The following is a 14,636-nucleotide window of genomic DNA, read 5'->3' as shown; positions in this document are numbered from 1 at the left end:
CCCATGCCGTCGCCAACCGCGTCGTCTGCCAAGGTCGCAAAAGGCAATGCCTTTTCTGAACCGCCGCAGACGCTTTTTAGCCGTGATTTTGTTCTGCTGTTTTGCATGACCATGTCGTGCAACAGCTTTGTGGCCGTTTTTTACTGCTTTGAACAATGGCTCGAAGGTCTTTCCGTCAGCCCCAACTGGCGCGGAATCCTGCTCTCGTCCATGTTTACCATGGTTCTGATTTTCAGACAGGTGGCAAGCGTGACGCTGCTGCGGCGGGGCAAGCTGTTGCCCATGGCCGCATCCATTGTTGTTTCAAGCGGCGTCATGCTGGCCTACCCCTTTGTGGGCGGCCCCCATGTCATCGGGCTTATCCTGCTGCTGCGCGTGGTGCAGGGCATCGCGCTGGCGATTTTTTCGTGCTGCACGGTGGCCGTGCTGGTAAGCTGCATACCCAGGGGTCAGAGCGCACGGGGGTTTGCGTTTTTTTCGCTTACCCTGCTGCTGCCCTACTCCATTATTCCCGCTCTGGGCGAGCAGATACTGCCCCTGCTGGGCGGCGAGCCGCACCTGTTTGCCGTCACGGCCCTGCTGGGCATTCCCTCGCTGCTCATGCTCATACCGCTGGCCCCCCGCCTGCGTACCCCCGAAATGCCGCACGAGACCGAGGGCGGCCTGTCCGGACGCGAGCTGTGGCATGCGGTCAGCCATTCCGGTCTGTTCTTTGTGTACATGAGCTGCATGACCTTCAGCATCATGACCGTACTGGCTATCTTTTTTATGAAGGGCCTCTGCTCCATCACCGGCGCGCACCCCGCCTGGTTTTTCACCACCTATACGCTCACCATCATATTTGTGCGCCTGCTGGGCAGCAACAGGCTTGATACCCTGCCGCGCCACAAGATCACCATACTGTGCAGCGCACTGCTTGTGTGCTGCATGCTGGGGCTGGCCTGGGGTCCGCTGTGGGCTTTTATTCCCCTGACCCTGCTGTACGGGCTGGGCCTGGGGCTGCTCTACCCCCTGCTGGCGGCCATGGTTTACGACCGCTCCACCAACAGCACCCGCTCCATCAATTCCAACGTCATGATGGCCACCTTTGACTCAAGCGGCATGTTTGCCCCGATCATCGGAGGGCTTGTCATGTACGAGGGCTTTGGCTACCGCGGAGTTTTTGCCGCCACGGCGGTTTCCATAGCTCTTTGCGGGCTTTGCATGCTGGCCGACATGTTGCGCGTCGCCCGCTGGAAACGCCTGGGCGTGCACCAGGGGCAGCATCAGGCATAGCATTGGGGGTGTGCATGCCAGCCCCTCCGGCTGCTGACGTGCTGGCGCAACTTTGTGCGTTGACAAAAATGCAACATTATATCATTTCAATTCTGACTTCAGCAATCTCGCAAGAAGTTCATTGCCCAAGGGAGATATAATGAAAAACGCACTTGTCCTGGCGGCCTGCGCCGTTCTGTTTACAGCCGCCCCCGCCTTTGCCCATGGCGCGCACGAGCACGGCGTGGCCCGGCTCAACGTGGCGGTTGACGGTTCCACTGTGGATATTGACCTTGAAAGCCCGCTCGCCAACCCGCTGTCTTTTGAGCACGCCCCGTCCACCCCTGAACAGCGTCAGGCCGTGCAGGACATGGCTGTGAACCTTCACCGGGCGGAGAATATTTTTGTTTTCCCCGCCGCTGCCCAGTGCAGGCTTAAAAGCGTAACGCTCGAATCCGAGGCCCTGCCCGCCGACCTGTTGCAGGCAGTTGCAAGCCCGCAGCCGCAAACCTCAGCCGCAAAGGGTGCGCAACCAGCCGCCGCAACGGGAGACGGACACGGCCAGCACGACGGGCACGAGCAAAGCGCTGAGCACGCTGATCTGGACGCCTCGTTTGCCTTTGAGTGCGCTCACCCAGAGGCGCTGCACGGCATGGACGTGCGCCTTTTTGCCCAGTGGCCCGCCCTGCACGAACTGCGCGTGCAGCTTGTGACGCCCGCTGGACAGCACGCCGCCGAGCTGACCGGTCAGGCTCACCAGCTCTCATGGTAGGGGGCATGCCGAAAGCGGCGTCGCCAGACGCGGACGGCGCTGGGCAGGCAATCGAGCTCGAAAACGTCGTCTATTCCTGGCCCGGCCAAGAACAGCCCATTTTGCGTATCCCCAGTTTCTGTCTTGGGCAGGGAGAAACGCTCTTTCTCTCCGGCCCCAGCGGCGGGGGCAAAAGCACGCTGATCAGCCTGGTTGCGGGCATTTTGCAGCCTGCCTCGGGAAGCGTAAGCGTAAACGGCGTGCGCGTGGACCGTTTACCCGGATCAAAGCGCGACGCCTTTCGCGGCGACGCCATGGGCCTGATCTTTCAGCAGTTCAACCTTATCCCGCACCTTTGCATGCTGGACAACGTGCTGCTGCCCTGCCGATTTTCGTCCACACGGGCCGCGCGGGCGGCAGCACGCGACGGCAGCCCGGAAAAATCCGCGCAACGCCTGCTGCAGCGTCTTGGTCTGGGCCCGGACATGTGGGGCAACCCTGTGGGCCGCCTTTCTGTAGGACAACAGCAGAGGGTTGCCGCCGCCCGCTCGCTGGTGGGCGCACCGCCCCTGATCATGGCCGACGAGCCCACCTCTGCCCTTGACGCTGACCGCCGGGCGGACTTTATGCATCTGCTGCTGCGCGAATGCGCCGACGCCGGGTCGAGCCTGCTTTTTGTCAGCCACGACACGGCACTTGCGGATGCCTTTGCACGGCGCGCGAGCATGGCGCAAATCAACATGCCCTGCCATGAGGAGTAGCCGCATGAAGCGTTGGCGTTTTTTGCTGGGTCTGGCGTGCTCAAGCGCCTGGAACCGCAGAGGCACGCTGTGCCTTGTGGTGTTTTCCATCGCGCTTTCCACCACCCTGCTGTTGGGCATGGAGCGCGTCCGCACCCAGGTGCGTGAAAATTTCATGCAGTCCGTTTCCGGCACTGACCTGATTGTCGGCGCGCGCGGCAGCGAGCTGCAGCTGCTGCTCTATGCCGTTTTCCACATGGGCAAGGCGTCGAACAACATGGGCTGGGACAGCGCCCAACGCATTGCCCAGCGCAAGGACGTGGCCTGGACGATCCCCGTATCGCTGGGCGATTCGCACAAGGGCTTTGCCGTGGTGGCCACCACCACTGATTTTTTTACGCGCTACCAGTACCGCCGCCACGCATCCCTGCAGTTTGCCGCGGGCAGGCCCTTTGAGGGCATCTTTGACGTGGTGCTGGGGGCGGAGGTCACAGCAAGGGAGCACTACAAGCCCGGCAACCGCATTGTGCTCAGTCACGGCGACGGCAATTCCCTGCTTGCGCAGCACGCGGACAAGCCCTTTACGGTCTGCGGCATACTGGCGCACACCGGCACGCCCGTAGACCGGGGGCTGTACATCAGCCTTGCCGCCATGGAGGCCATACACATCGACTGGCAGGGCGGCGCGCCTGTACCGGGTTTTCATGTCCGCCCGGATCAGGTAACCAAGTTCAACCTTACCCCCAAGAACGTCACCGCTGTGCTGGTCGGGTTAAAAAGCCGTTCCCGCGTCTTTGCCGCGCAGCGTGAAATCAACGCGGACCAGCAGGAGGCCCTGATGGGCGTAATGCCCGGCGTTGCCCTTGATCAGCTGTGGACCCTGCTGCGCTCTGGCGAAAACGCTCTGAGGGTTCTATCATGGCTGGTCACAGCGGCTGGCCTGGCCGGGCTGGTGGCGACCATTCTTGCCGGGCTGGGCGAACGACGGCGCGAGCTGGCTGTCTTGCGGGCGGCCGGGGCCAGCCCATGGGATATTGTCGCCCTGCTCTCGCTGGAGAGCCTGCTGCTGGTGCTGGCGGGCGCATTGACCGGGGCAGCCTTTATGGCAGCCTTGCTGCTGGTATTCAGCCCGATGCTGGCGTCCGTCTACGGGCTCAGCCTTGCGCTTACCTGCCCCACCGCTGCGGAGTGGCAGCTGCTGGCGGGCATACTTGCCGCCGGCTTTCTGGCCGGGCTCATACCCGCATGGCGCGCTTACCGCATAAGTCTGGCCGACGGGCTTAATGCTTCTACGTAAACAAGGATAGCCCATGACGACAACTCCGGCCGCAATACGCGTGGTCTGCATGCTCGCGGTACTGCTGTGCTGCTGGCACTGCACGACAGCCCTGGCGCTTACTGACGATTACGCGCGCCAAAAGGCGGAAGGGTGGCATCCCTCGCACGAGGATCTCGCCAAGGCCGCCGCCGCAAAAAAAAGTGGCAAGTATACCGAGATAACATGGGAAAAGCTTATCCCGCCATCGTGGAACCCCGCCAAGGTTTTTGACAAGTTCAATTTTGACCGTTTTAGCGACGACGACCCGCGCGCCGACAAAGCCTTGAAGGAATTTCAGACCCTGTGGAGCAACGCGCCAGCCAACAAGGTACTGGGCGGCAAGATGGTGAGCATCGCAGGTTTTGTCGCGCCGCTGGATTTTCTTGGCGGCGACCAGATGTCCGAATTTTTGCTGGTTCCCTACTTTGGAGCGTGCATTCATGTACCGCCGCCGCCAGCCAACCAGATCATCTACGTAACCCTGGAAAAGCCCCTGGGCATCCAGATGATGGATACCGTGATGGTGTACGGTAAGCTTGAAATAGAAAAATCAGAAAGCGACATCGGCGATGCGGGCTACCGCATCAAGGCCGACGCGGTCGAACCCTATGCAGCAGAAGAAACCAACTGACAGTGTTGCGCGCCCTTGCGCGGCTGACGCGCTCTGCGCCAGCCGGGGCCTGCGTCTCACGCGGCTGCGCCGCCAGGTGCTCTCATACCTGCTTGAAACCCGCCAGCCTGTTAAGGCCTATGATATCCTTGACGCCCTGCGCAACAACTCGCCTAAAGCCCTCACGCCCGCGAGCGTGTACCGGTCGCTGGAGTTTTTGCTGCAGGCGGGTCTGGTGCACCGGGTTGAAACGCTCAATGCCTTTGTGGCCTGCGCCGAGACCTGCAACAAGCCGCACGATCCGGTCTTTATGCTCGTCTGCCCCGGCTGCCGCAAAAGCCGCGAGATAAACGACCCTGACCTTTACCAGACCATTTTTTCCACCATGCAGCAACGCGGCTTTCAGCTGCAGGGCGATACGGTCGAACTGACGGGCCTCTGCCCCGGCTGCGCGGCGACCAGCGCAGGTCAGCAACAACAAACATAAAGACGGCGCATGCCCTCAGCTGAGAGGTATGCGCCGTCTTCCCCGTCCGGCAAAGTGACGGGTGGGAGCAACAGTCAAAGGGCCTTTTCAGGCCCTTTGTCTTTTATTTTTCTGTTCCTTCCCCGCCCTTGGCTTCGGCCTTGGCCTTTTTGACGCGGGGGGTTCCGGTGCGGTGCACCACAAACTTGCTGACAGAGGGCTTGCGGTGCACAGGCTCCTGGTGCAGACACTTGGTGGGGCACTTTTCCACGCACGCGGAGCAGTACACGCATAAAAAGGGATCGTAGTTCCACTTTCCGGCTTTTGCGTCCACGGTAATGGCGTCAGTGGGGCATACTCTTGCGCAGGAACTGCAGAATATGCATTTTTCAACCTCGTTGGTGAACACGCCGCGATAAGCGGGGAAGGGTTCGCGCTCTTCCAGAGGATACAGCCGCGTGGCTGGCTTGCCCGAAAGATTGCGCAGCACGTTTGGAAGCATATACATGGGGCTACCTCTCTGTGCAGGAGATGCACGGGTCGATACTCAGCACGATAACCGGCACGTCGGGCAGTTTGCAGCCCGGCAGCATGTGCAGCAGGGGCGGCACGTTGGCAAAGGTGGGCGTGCGCACGCGCATGCGCTCCAGATTCTTGGTGCCGTTGGCCCGGATGTAATAGAACAGCTCGCCGCGCGGCTGCTCCACCCGGAAGATCGATTCGCCCTCGGGGTTGCCGGTGACCTTGACGGTCAGCTCGCTCTCGGGCAGGCGGTTGAGGGCCTCGCGGATAAGCTCTATGGAGTGCAGCACTTCATAAAAGCGTACCTTGGAGCGGGCGTAGCAGTCGCCGTCGTTTTCAACCACAGGGATGAAGTTGAGATCCTTGTAGGCCGCGTAACCGTGCATGCGTTCGTCGATCTCCCAGCCGCTGCCGCGCAGTGTGGGACCGGCCGCGCCGAGCAGACGGGCATCTTCCTTGCTCAGGTATCCGATACCGCGCGTGCGCTCCTGCACGGTGTAGTCGTCGAGCATGGTACGGGTAAGCTCGCGCATGCCCTTTTCGAGCTCGTCAAGGCGGCCAAGCATCCAGCGTATCTGGTCGGGGCTGAGGTCGCGGCGCACGCCGCCCACAACGTTGACCGAGAGGATGACGCGGTTGCCGGCCGTAGCCTCGCAGATGTCCATGACATGCTCGCGTATGCGCCAGAACTGCTGGAACACGCTTTCAAAGCCAAAGGCATCGGCAAAGAGACCAAGCCACAGCATGTGCGAATGTATGCGGTGCAGCTCGGACCAGATCACCCGCAGAAACTGGGCGCGGGGCGGTGCTGTGATGCCCATCATGTCTTCAATGGTGTTGCAGTAGCAGTTGGCATGGATGCACGAGCAGATGCCGCAGATACGCTCGACCACAAAGACCATCTGATTATAGTCCTTGAGGCGCACAAGGCTTTCGAGCCCACGGTGCACAAAGCCCAGCTGAGGCACGGCGCCGACCACGGTTTCGTCTTCCACCACAAACTTGATGTGCAGCGGTTCGGGCAGCACCGGATGCTGCGGCCCGAAAGGAATCACGGTTGTGCGGTTGCTCATGCCTTCTCTCCTTTGGCCGTGTCATCCTTGGCGGCCTCGGCCTTGGCGGCGGGCCGCCTGACCGTGGTCATGGTAAAGTACGGCGCGTGGGTAACCTCGCCCTCCAGGTACATGGCCCCCTCGTAATCGAGGGGCAGATCCGCAAAGCGCACGCCAAACTGGTCCTGCGTTTCGTTCTCGACGAGCACGGCGCAGAAGTAAATGGGCGTGATGCTGGGGATGCGCTCGTTTTTGTTCACATCCATGCGCAGGTGCACCATACCCTTTGCGTCCGTGGGTTCCCACACGCACAGCTCTGCGTTGTGGCGCAGATCGGACATGGTGAGGTTTACGTCAAAATGGTAGAAAAGCCGCAGCGTATTTTCGTCCATGACGGTCTGCGACATGGTCACAAAACGGTATTTGGCGTTGGCCAGCTGCTGCACTTCTGAAAGCAGCGTTTGCGGCGTCACTTCCTTGGCTTCAAAAAACATGGCTCTATCCTTTCCGGGTTAACCCGCGTTTTGCAGTGGCTTTTCGGGGGCTTCTTCCGGCGCGGACTCCGCCTGCGGCGTCATGTCGGGAGTGCCGTCCTCGTCGCCCGGCATAAAGGTGGGCTCGGGCACGGGGCCAAGGCCCATTTTGGCCTTGAGCACGCCAAGCGCCTGCACCACGCCATCAATGATGGCCTCGGGCTTGGGCGGGCAGCCGGGTACAAACACATCCACAGGGATGATGTTGTACGCACCGTTCAGCACGTTGTAGGTATCCTTGAACACGCCGCCGGAAAGGTTGCATGCGCCTATGGACACCACAGCCTTGGGCGAGGGCATCTGCTCGTATATCTGCTTGAGCACATGCTGGTTGCGATGGTTCACCGTGCCGGTGACCAGCAGCACATCCGCGTGCTTGGGGTTGCCCGCGTTGACTACCCCGAAACGCTCTACGTCATACATGGGCGTCAGACAGGCCAGCACCTCGATGTCGCAGCCGTTGCAGGAACCGCAGTCAAAATGAACTATCCACGGAGACTTCAGGCGACTCCGCTTGATCATATTGTCGACGAAACCCATATTCCGGCCTCCTTACGCCACGTACAGCCATAAAAGATTAACCAGGGCCAGGCCCATGCCGAGCAACAGGGACTTCTTTTGCACCATCCACTGCCAGGTCAAACGGGCGGTGATGTTGTCGATAAGAATTTCCGTGAACAGCGAGGCGCCCACCAGAACGGCCATTCCCACAACGCTGGTGTGCCAGAACATGGCGCACAGACCAAGGATAAGCACCAGGTCAAGCCAGTGGGCGATTTCAATAAGCGCAAGGTACGGGCCGGAGTATTCGGTCTGCACGCCGCGCACCAGTTCCTGGTGACCGTGGTGGCTGGCAGCGATATCAAAGGGCGACTTGCGCAGCTTGATGGTCAGTGCGTAGCCCAGGGCCAGGAAGAGCAGCGGCATCCTGAGCAGCAGGGGCTGATCAAGCTGAAACACCGCAGCAATGGAAAACGACCCCGTGCACATGGCAAAGCCCACAAACACCAGAATCAGAATGGGCTCGTAGGCCAGCATGAGCAGCAGCTCGCGCTGCGCGCCCACGTTGCTGTAGGGCGAGGGCACGCACACCGCGCCCACGACCTGAAACACAGCGCCCACGGTGAGCACAAAGAACAGCAGCAGCAGGTCCCCGCCCATAAAGAAGAGCAGCAGGGAGAGCGCCGATGAAATAAGCGTTACATAAGCGCTGAACACCAGCCAGGCATTGGTTACCAGAGGCTGTTTGCCCAGCAGTTTAAGGATGTCGTAAAAAGGCTGGAGCAGGGGCGGCCCAATACGCGACTGAAGCCTCGCCGTGATGCGGCGATCAAACCCGGTAAGCAGCCCGCCCACCAGGGGCGACAGAATCAACCCGCCGATTGCGCTGAAGATGGTGAGCATTACAGCAGACCTCCTACCAGTACGACCAGGAATGCGGTGGAAATGATATCGATGGCCCGCGTAATCTTGCTCTCGCCAAAGTACTGGCTGAGATAGAAGTTGGACACTCGCACAGGTTCAAAGACATTCATGGGGCCCCTGAAGCCGACCACTCCGTCCTTGACCTCCGTCAACCCCGAAAAATAAGGCTGCGCATGGGAGGATTCGGGAACCCGACGGGCCACGCGCCACGCATACCATACGCCCAGACCAAGCAGAAGGAACAGGAAGTAGATCCACGCGTAGCCTTCTGCCCCGGTAAGTGTAGCACCAGGGATAAACCCTTCGGTCTGCATGTTAAAGCGAGCATACACGCCTGATACCGAGGGTTCAACAAAGGTCTTCAGCACCAGGGGCGAGATGAACGAAAACACCACCGCAAGCCCGCACAGCGAGCGCAGGGCAAACATGACCGAAGGCTTGGGATGCCCGTAGGTGGGGTGTTCGTGCATCTTGGAAGAAGAAACCAGCACGCCGGCCCAGCGAGCCCAGAACAGCACCGTAAAGGCAGACCCCAAAGCCACAAAAAAGACGATGGGCGTCATGGCCTGGGTGGCGCGGGCAATAGCCTCGATGGCCATCCACTTGCCGATCAGCATGCCAAAGGGCGGCAGCATCATGGTAAAAATGCCGATCACGGTAATGATGGCCGTGCGGGGCATCTTGCCGTACAGACCGCGCATGTCTTCGATATCGCGCGAGCCGATGCGCTGCTCAATGGCGCCCACGCACATGAACAGCAGGCCCTTGGACACGGAGTGGTAAATGATGATGGTTGTCGCCGCCATCATTGAGGCCGCCGTGTTAATGCCCACGCATGCGATGATGAGGCCGAGGTTTGCGATGGTTGAATACGCCAGCACTTTTTTGGCGTTACTCTGGCTGACCGCAAGAATACAGGTGGCCACAAAGGTAAAAGCGCCAAACAGGGCCACGATGGTCGACATGGTGGTTCCCGCGAATGCGGGGGCCATGCGCAACAGGAGGTAGGTTCCCGCTTTCACCATGGTAGCCGAGTGCAGCAGCGCGGAGACCGGCGTAGGCGCGACCATGGCCCCGCACAGCCAGCTCTCGAAGGGAACCTGCGCCGACTTGGTAAATGCCGCCAGACAGAAAAACGCAAAGGGCAGCAAAATGGCCGTGTTCTTTACGTCAAGCGAGGTCATTTTTTGCAGCACAAGCTCGGTCGAAAGCGTGCCGAGGCTCTTCTGGATAAAGAGCATGGCCGACACAAAGGCCAGACCGCCCAGCACGTTCATCCACAATGCGCGTTGCGCGTTGGCTTTTGACTCGTCTGTCTGGTCATGCCCTATGAGCATGAATGAGCACAAGGTTGTAATTTCCCAGAAGAGAAACATCCAGGAAAGGTTGTTGCAGAGCACCAGGCCGTTCATGGCTCCCAGGAAGCAGAAAATGATGGCAAAAAACCGGGGCTGACGCGACACACGCAGGTGCAGGTGCTCCTCGTGCAGGTCCATATAGCCCATACCGTAAATTGTAATAAGACCGCCCACCACAGTGATGATGATGACCATGATAAGCGAAAGACCGTCCGCCACAAAAGCGGTGATGGGCACTTCATGCCCGGGGAGCACAAATTTAAGGTAAAGCAAGCCTACCAGCTGCAGCAGGGTCATACCCATAATCAGGCGGCTGCCCAGTTTCCAGCCTATGCCCAGAATGTAGACCAGCAGCAGCAGATCCAGCACGCTGAACACCGTATCGGCCGAAAGACCAAGGATAGAACCGACCTCAAGTCTGAAAGCGCCGTTAGCGCCCAGGGTCACGGCTGCCACTGCCATGATCGTAATCGCCGCAGGCACTATCAGTTTGCGCGTGCTGCCGCTTTGCGTGAAATAGAGCACAAGCCCCATAATGAACGGCAGTGCTACACAGCAAAAAACAAGTGTACTCATCTTCATTGCCCCACTACATTGCGAGTTGTGAAAAACTTCACTCTAGATAACTTCCTCACAACATAAAAAAATCACAAACCTCCTTACATACTTTGTCCATTTTCTTTCTTTTAGAGTTAAGCTATGCGCATTCTTGCGTCAACATATTTGAAAAAAATTGCCACACTGTTTGTTCGATGAACAATACATACTTAATTACTCTTATTTTATCCCCGTGATTTACGTCCCAAAATATCGGGTCGTACAAAATCTGCCCTGACGGCGCAATTCTGCACCCGTTGCGGGCGTAAACCGCAAACGCCGCTGTCTGCCCTTCCCCCCCCAAAAAAACCGCATCCCCAAACGCGCAGATACGACAAAAAGGCGGTCAAATGACGAAAGATTAAAGCGCAGGGCGCAAAAAAAGCAAGCGTCCCTGCCTCGCACATGCGCAAAAAATGCGCGTTGCGCGGCTGGGACGCTTGCAACAAATTGCCGTCTACAGCGCAAACGGGGGCAACTACCCCCGCATCACGCCGGGCGCGATACGGTTCAGGCGTCGAACACCAGTGGGGCTTCGGCCATGGTGGCGACCATGACAGCCTTGATGGTGTGCAGGCGGTTTTCCGCCTCTTCAAAAGCCATGTTGCGGGGCGATTCAAAGACTTCATCGCTCACTTCCATGCATTCAATGCCGAAGCGCTGATAGATGTCTTCGCCCACTGCGGTATCGCGGTTATGGAAGCTGGGCAGACAATGCAAAAACTTGCATTCGGCATTGCCCGTCATTTCCATGGTTGCCGCGTCCACACGGTACGGCGTCAACAACTCTATGCGCTCTTTCCATACAGCATCAGGCTCGCCCATGGACACCCAAACATCGGTAGAGAGAAAATCGCAGCCGTTAACGCCTTCGTGCACGTTTTCAGTACGCGTAATGCGCGCCCCGGTGCTTTTGGCAATGCGGGTCGCCATTGCAAAAATTTCGTCCGACGTCCACAGAGCCTTGGGCGCTACAGAACGGAAGTCGATACCCAGCAAGGCCGACCCGACCATCAGGGAGTTGCCCATATTATAACGCGCATCACCAAGATATGCCAGTGTTTGTCCGTTTAAAGGCTTATTGCAGCACTCGCGCATGGTCAGCATGTCGGCCAGAAACTGCGTGGGGTGCCACTCGTTGGTAAGCCCGTTCCATACCGGCACGTCGGCGTGTTTTGCCAGCGCCTCTACCCTTGTCTGTTCAAAGCCGCGATATTCAATGCCGTCATAAAAACGGGCAAGAACGCGAGCCGTGTCGGGCAGCGATTCCTTTTTGCCCATCTGCGAGCCCGAGGGGCCAAGATAGGTGACGCGTGCGCCCTGGTCATAAGCCGCGACTTCAAAAGAGCAACGGGTACGCGTGGAATCCTTTTCAAAAAGGATGACAATATTTTTATCGGCCAAAAACTTTGGCTCGCGACGTGTTTTTTTGGCCTGCTTGAGCTGGGCGGCCAGATCCAGCAGATAGGTGAGTTCTTCAGGCGTGAAGTCGGTTTCTTTCAAAAAATCCCGTTGATACAGTCTGTTGCTCATGACGCATTCCCACCCTTTGCAGACAGTGTGCACCCCTGCGGATGGCCGCAGGATGTAAACTATAAACCAAGTATCATTCCAATTTCGTCGCAGCAGTAAAACTTGGGGCACTTACTACATTCAACCCACACTATGGCGGGCATGTCGTCCCTGTTGAACTCGCTGAAACCGCAACGGGCAAAAAACGGCGCGGCCAGCGTAAAGGCAAAAACTCTCGGCAGACCGAGGTTGCGGCATCTGTCCACCAGCGCGGCCACCAGCTTTTTGCCAAAGCCCTGCGCCTGACACGCGGGGTGAACAGCCACAGAACGGATCTCCGCAAGATCTTCCCACAGCACATGCACCGCGCCGCAGGCCACCACCACATCCAGACTGCCGTCGGACGAGGGGGCCGTGGCGACCATGTAGTCCTGAATATGCTGATAGAGATACTGCGGCCCCCGCGCCAGCATCACGTTTGAAGACGCGTAGTGGTTTATGAGCGCCGACATGCCGTGTACGTCGCGCACCGTGGCGGGACGTATGATCAGGGATGACAGGTTGTCAACCCGCACATCCTGAACAAGCGGCTTTTCTTCAACGCCTACGCGCGGAATTGCAATGGGCATCATTAGCCTCGGCATCTGGATTATGCTTCAGCATCCCGCCAGGGGGATCAGAAGCGGAAATAGTCAGGCCTGCCGCAGAGCGCCAGACTCTGAAGCAAAGAATAATCATAATAACAACCCTTGCGCTGCGCAAGCTGTTACGCCCTCAATGCGGGCAAAAAATGCCCCTCGCAAGCACATTTACCCTCCATTGCCAGCAAAACGGCGTTGCCCGCATGGGCCTTTGCAGCTATGATAGCTCCATTAAGGAGAACGCATGCGCACTGCACAACGGTTCATTATTGTCTGCCTTGCCTGCGCTCTGTTGTGCCAGTTGCCCGCTCAGGGCCATGCGGCGCAACAGGGGGCCGAGCAGCCCCGCCTGACCAAGATCGTGGCCCTTACCCGCCACGGGGTACGCGCACCGACCCAATCTGCCGCCACGCTTTCGCAGTGGAGCACCCGCAACTGGCCCCAGTGGCCGGTGCCGAGGGGCTTTCTTACGCCGCGCGGGGCGCGGCTGGTTACCGCCATGTGGGAAGACATGCGCGGCAGTATGCTCAATCTGGGTCTTTTGCCCGATGCGGCCTGTCCGCCGCCAGGCAAGGTATTTGTGCGCGCCGATGTGGATCAGCGGACCAAGGCGACGGCCAAGGCTCTGGTGGATGGCCTTTGCCCTGACGGAAGCCTGAGCTATGCGGTTTCGGGCCAGACGCCCGACCCTCTTTTTCACCCTGTGCAGGCGGGCGTGCAGCACTTTGACCCAGCCTCGGTTGCCGCCAGCATCATGGACAACGCGGGGGGCGATCTCGACCGGCTGCACGAAGACAACGCCGCAGCCCTGACGCATCTGCAGCATCTGAGCGCCCCGCTGGCCCCCGAAATGTGCTCCCGGTACAATCTGCCTCCCTCATGTGGGCTTTCCGACCTGCCCAACTCCGTGAGCGTCGAGGCCGACGGCAGCGGCGCGGGGCTCTCCGGCGCGCTTGCCACGGCATCGGGTCTGGCCGAGGTGTTTTTGCTGGAATACGCCCAGTGGCCCGACGCCTCCGCAGGCTGGGGACAGGTGGACGCACGCGTGGTACGCGAGGTGCTGCCCATACACACAAACGTGTTCAATACGGTAAACCGCGCTTCGGTGGTGGCCCGCCTCAAGGGAGCATCGCTGCTTTCGGAAATGATGGCGGCCCTTGAGGGCTCGCACAGAGACCAGCGCTGCAATGCCGCATCGTTGGTGGTTTTTGTGGGGCACGACACAAACCTTGCCAATGTGGGAGCCCTGCTGGGCGTGCACTGGCAAGTGCCCGGCTACCCCGACGACGCGACCCCGCCAGGCTCCGCCCTGCTGTTTGAACTGTGGGAACAGGGCGACCACAAGGAAGTGCGCGTACGTTTTTTTGCCCAGACGCCAGAGGCCCTGCACGCGCCGTTTGAAGAGCAAAAACAGCCAGCTGGCGGGCTTGTCGCCCCCCAGCTCACCGACCCGGCCAGAACGCACAGGGCTGCCCCGGCCCAGGTTACCGCGCCGCCAGTTGTGGGCGAAGCCCGCTTCAGCCTTAACAGTTTTTCCAAACGCGTTGGCGATGCCCTGCGCAATGCCCCGCTGGCGCAGCAGGAAGTCCCCCCCCTGCGTCTGCGCGCCGAGGCAGAGTCGGACAACGCCACAGCCGCCGTTGCAAAGCCGGAAGGCCCCGCCACGCCAACAGCGGCCCGTTAGCCGCAAGCCCGCTGTTTTTTTGCAAAACGCCGCGTCATGAGATGCGGCGTTTTTTGTTGCCCTACCTCGTCCAGGCTGTCCCTCATCGCCGCGCCCTGCACCGCACAGGGCACAAATTTCCTCATGTCTTGAGGAACATTTCTTGCATGATCTGGCATGGGAATTCTTTTCCC

The 14,636-nt window shown here is 59.4% G+C and carries 15 protein-coding genes; 7 read left to right on the top strand and 8 right to left on the bottom strand.

From position 1 onward, the window contains the following. Positions 1–3 precede the first annotated feature (3 nt). The 6 genes from DDIC_RS04470 to DDIC_RS04445 all read left to right on the top strand — a co-directional run bounded on the left by DDIC_RS04470 (position 4) and on the right by DDIC_RS04445 (position 5,160). The gene (locus tag DDIC_RS04470) at positions 4–1,275 is read left to right on the top strand and encodes an MFS transporter (protein WP_136399332.1); all 1,272 of its coding nucleotides are present in this window, start codon (positions 4–6) and stop codon (positions 1,273–1,275) included. Positions 1,276–1,414: 139 nt separating this feature from the next. Further along, positions 1,415–2,026 carry a DUF2796 domain-containing protein gene (locus tag DDIC_RS04465; protein ID WP_136399331.1) on the top strand — a complete coding sequence of 204 codons (612 nt, stop codon included), beginning with the start codon at positions 1,415–1,417 and terminating at the stop codon, positions 2,024–2,026. A 5-nt stretch (positions 2,027–2,031) separates the two neighbouring features. Beyond that, the gene (locus DDIC_RS04460; RefSeq protein ID WP_136399330.1) at positions 2,032–2,766 is read left to right on the top strand and encodes an ABC transporter ATP-binding protein; all 735 of its coding nucleotides are present in this window, start codon (positions 2,032–2,034) and stop codon (positions 2,764–2,766) included. A gap of 4 nt (positions 2,767–2,770) precedes the next feature. Beyond that, positions 2,771–4,042, top strand: coding sequence for an ABC transporter permease (locus DDIC_RS04455; protein WP_136399329.1), 1,272 nt, complete (start codon positions 2,771–2,773; stop codon positions 4,040–4,042). 13 nt (positions 4,043–4,055) lie between these two features. Further along, complete coding sequence (locus DDIC_RS04450) at positions 4,056–4,694, top strand: DUF3299 domain-containing protein (protein WP_136399328.1); 639 nt, start codon at positions 4,056–4,058, stop codon at positions 4,692–4,694. Further along, entirely contained in the window at positions 4,672–5,160 is a 489-nt protein-coding gene (locus DDIC_RS04445) for a Fur family transcriptional regulator (RefSeq protein WP_168732464.1), read from the top strand. The genes DDIC_RS04450 and DDIC_RS04445 overlap by 23 nt, the downstream gene beginning before the upstream one ends. Before the next feature lie 103 nt (positions 5,161–5,263). Here the strand turns inward: DDIC_RS04445 and DDIC_RS04440 are convergent, their stop codons facing one another. The 8 genes from DDIC_RS04440 to DDIC_RS04405 form a co-directional block, all read right to left on the bottom strand. Next, a complete protein-coding gene (locus DDIC_RS04440; RefSeq protein ID WP_136399326.1) occupies positions 5,264–5,647 on the bottom strand; it encodes a 4Fe-4S binding protein in 384 nt (127 codons plus the stop codon). Between the two features lie 4 nt (positions 5,648–5,651). Then, positions 5,652–6,734, bottom strand: coding sequence for a nickel-dependent hydrogenase large subunit (locus tag DDIC_RS04435; protein ID WP_136399325.1), 1,083 nt, complete (start codon positions 6,732–6,734; stop codon positions 5,652–5,654). After that, positions 6,731–7,207 (bottom strand): NADH-quinone oxidoreductase subunit C, encoded by a 477-nt coding sequence (locus DDIC_RS04430; RefSeq protein ID WP_136399324.1) that lies wholly within the window; start codon positions 7,205–7,207, stop codon positions 6,731–6,733. Before DDIC_RS04430 ends, DDIC_RS04435 begins: the two co-directional genes overlap by 4 nt. A gap of 18 nt (positions 7,208–7,225) precedes the next feature. Continuing rightward, entirely contained in the window at positions 7,226–7,786 is a 561-nt protein-coding gene (locus DDIC_RS04425; RefSeq protein WP_136399323.1) for an NADH-quinone oxidoreductase subunit B family protein, read from the bottom strand. Between the two features lie 12 nt (positions 7,787–7,798). Beyond that, the gene (locus DDIC_RS04420; protein WP_136399322.1) at positions 7,799–8,650 is read right to left on the bottom strand and encodes a respiratory chain complex I subunit 1 family protein; all 852 of its coding nucleotides are present in this window, start codon (positions 8,648–8,650) and stop codon (positions 7,799–7,801) included. Continuing rightward, the gene (locus DDIC_RS04415; RefSeq protein WP_136399321.1) at positions 8,650–10,605 is read right to left on the bottom strand and encodes an NADH-quinone oxidoreductase subunit 5 family protein; all 1,956 of its coding nucleotides are present in this window, start codon (positions 10,603–10,605) and stop codon (positions 8,650–8,652) included. The genes DDIC_RS04420 and DDIC_RS04415 overlap by 1 nt, the downstream gene beginning before the upstream one ends. Before the next feature lie 531 nt (positions 10,606–11,136). After that, positions 11,137–12,159 (bottom strand): ornithine carbamoyltransferase, encoded by a 1,023-nt coding sequence (argF, locus tag DDIC_RS04410; RefSeq protein WP_136399320.1) that lies wholly within the window; start codon positions 12,157–12,159, stop codon positions 11,137–11,139. A 59-nt stretch (positions 12,160–12,218) separates the two neighbouring features. Next, positions 12,219–12,770: an N-acetyltransferase gene (locus DDIC_RS04405; protein WP_247647555.1), complete on the bottom strand. Its 552-nt coding sequence runs from the start codon at positions 12,768–12,770 to the stop codon at positions 12,219–12,221. Positions 12,771–13,023: 253 nt separating this feature from the next. Between DDIC_RS04405 and DDIC_RS04400 the strand changes: the two genes are divergently transcribed. Next, the gene (locus DDIC_RS04400; RefSeq protein WP_136399319.1) at positions 13,024–14,463 is read left to right on the top strand and encodes a histidine-type phosphatase; all 1,440 of its coding nucleotides are present in this window, start codon (positions 13,024–13,026) and stop codon (positions 14,461–14,463) included. Positions 14,464–14,636: the final 173 nt, after the last annotated feature.

It is taken from the genome of Desulfovibrio desulfuricans, assembly GCF_004801255.1.
GTDB lineage: Bacteria > Desulfobacterota > Desulfovibrionia > Desulfovibrionales > Desulfovibrionaceae > Desulfovibrio > Desulfovibrio desulfuricans_C.
This window is presented reverse-complemented; position numbering and strand designations above follow the sequence as displayed.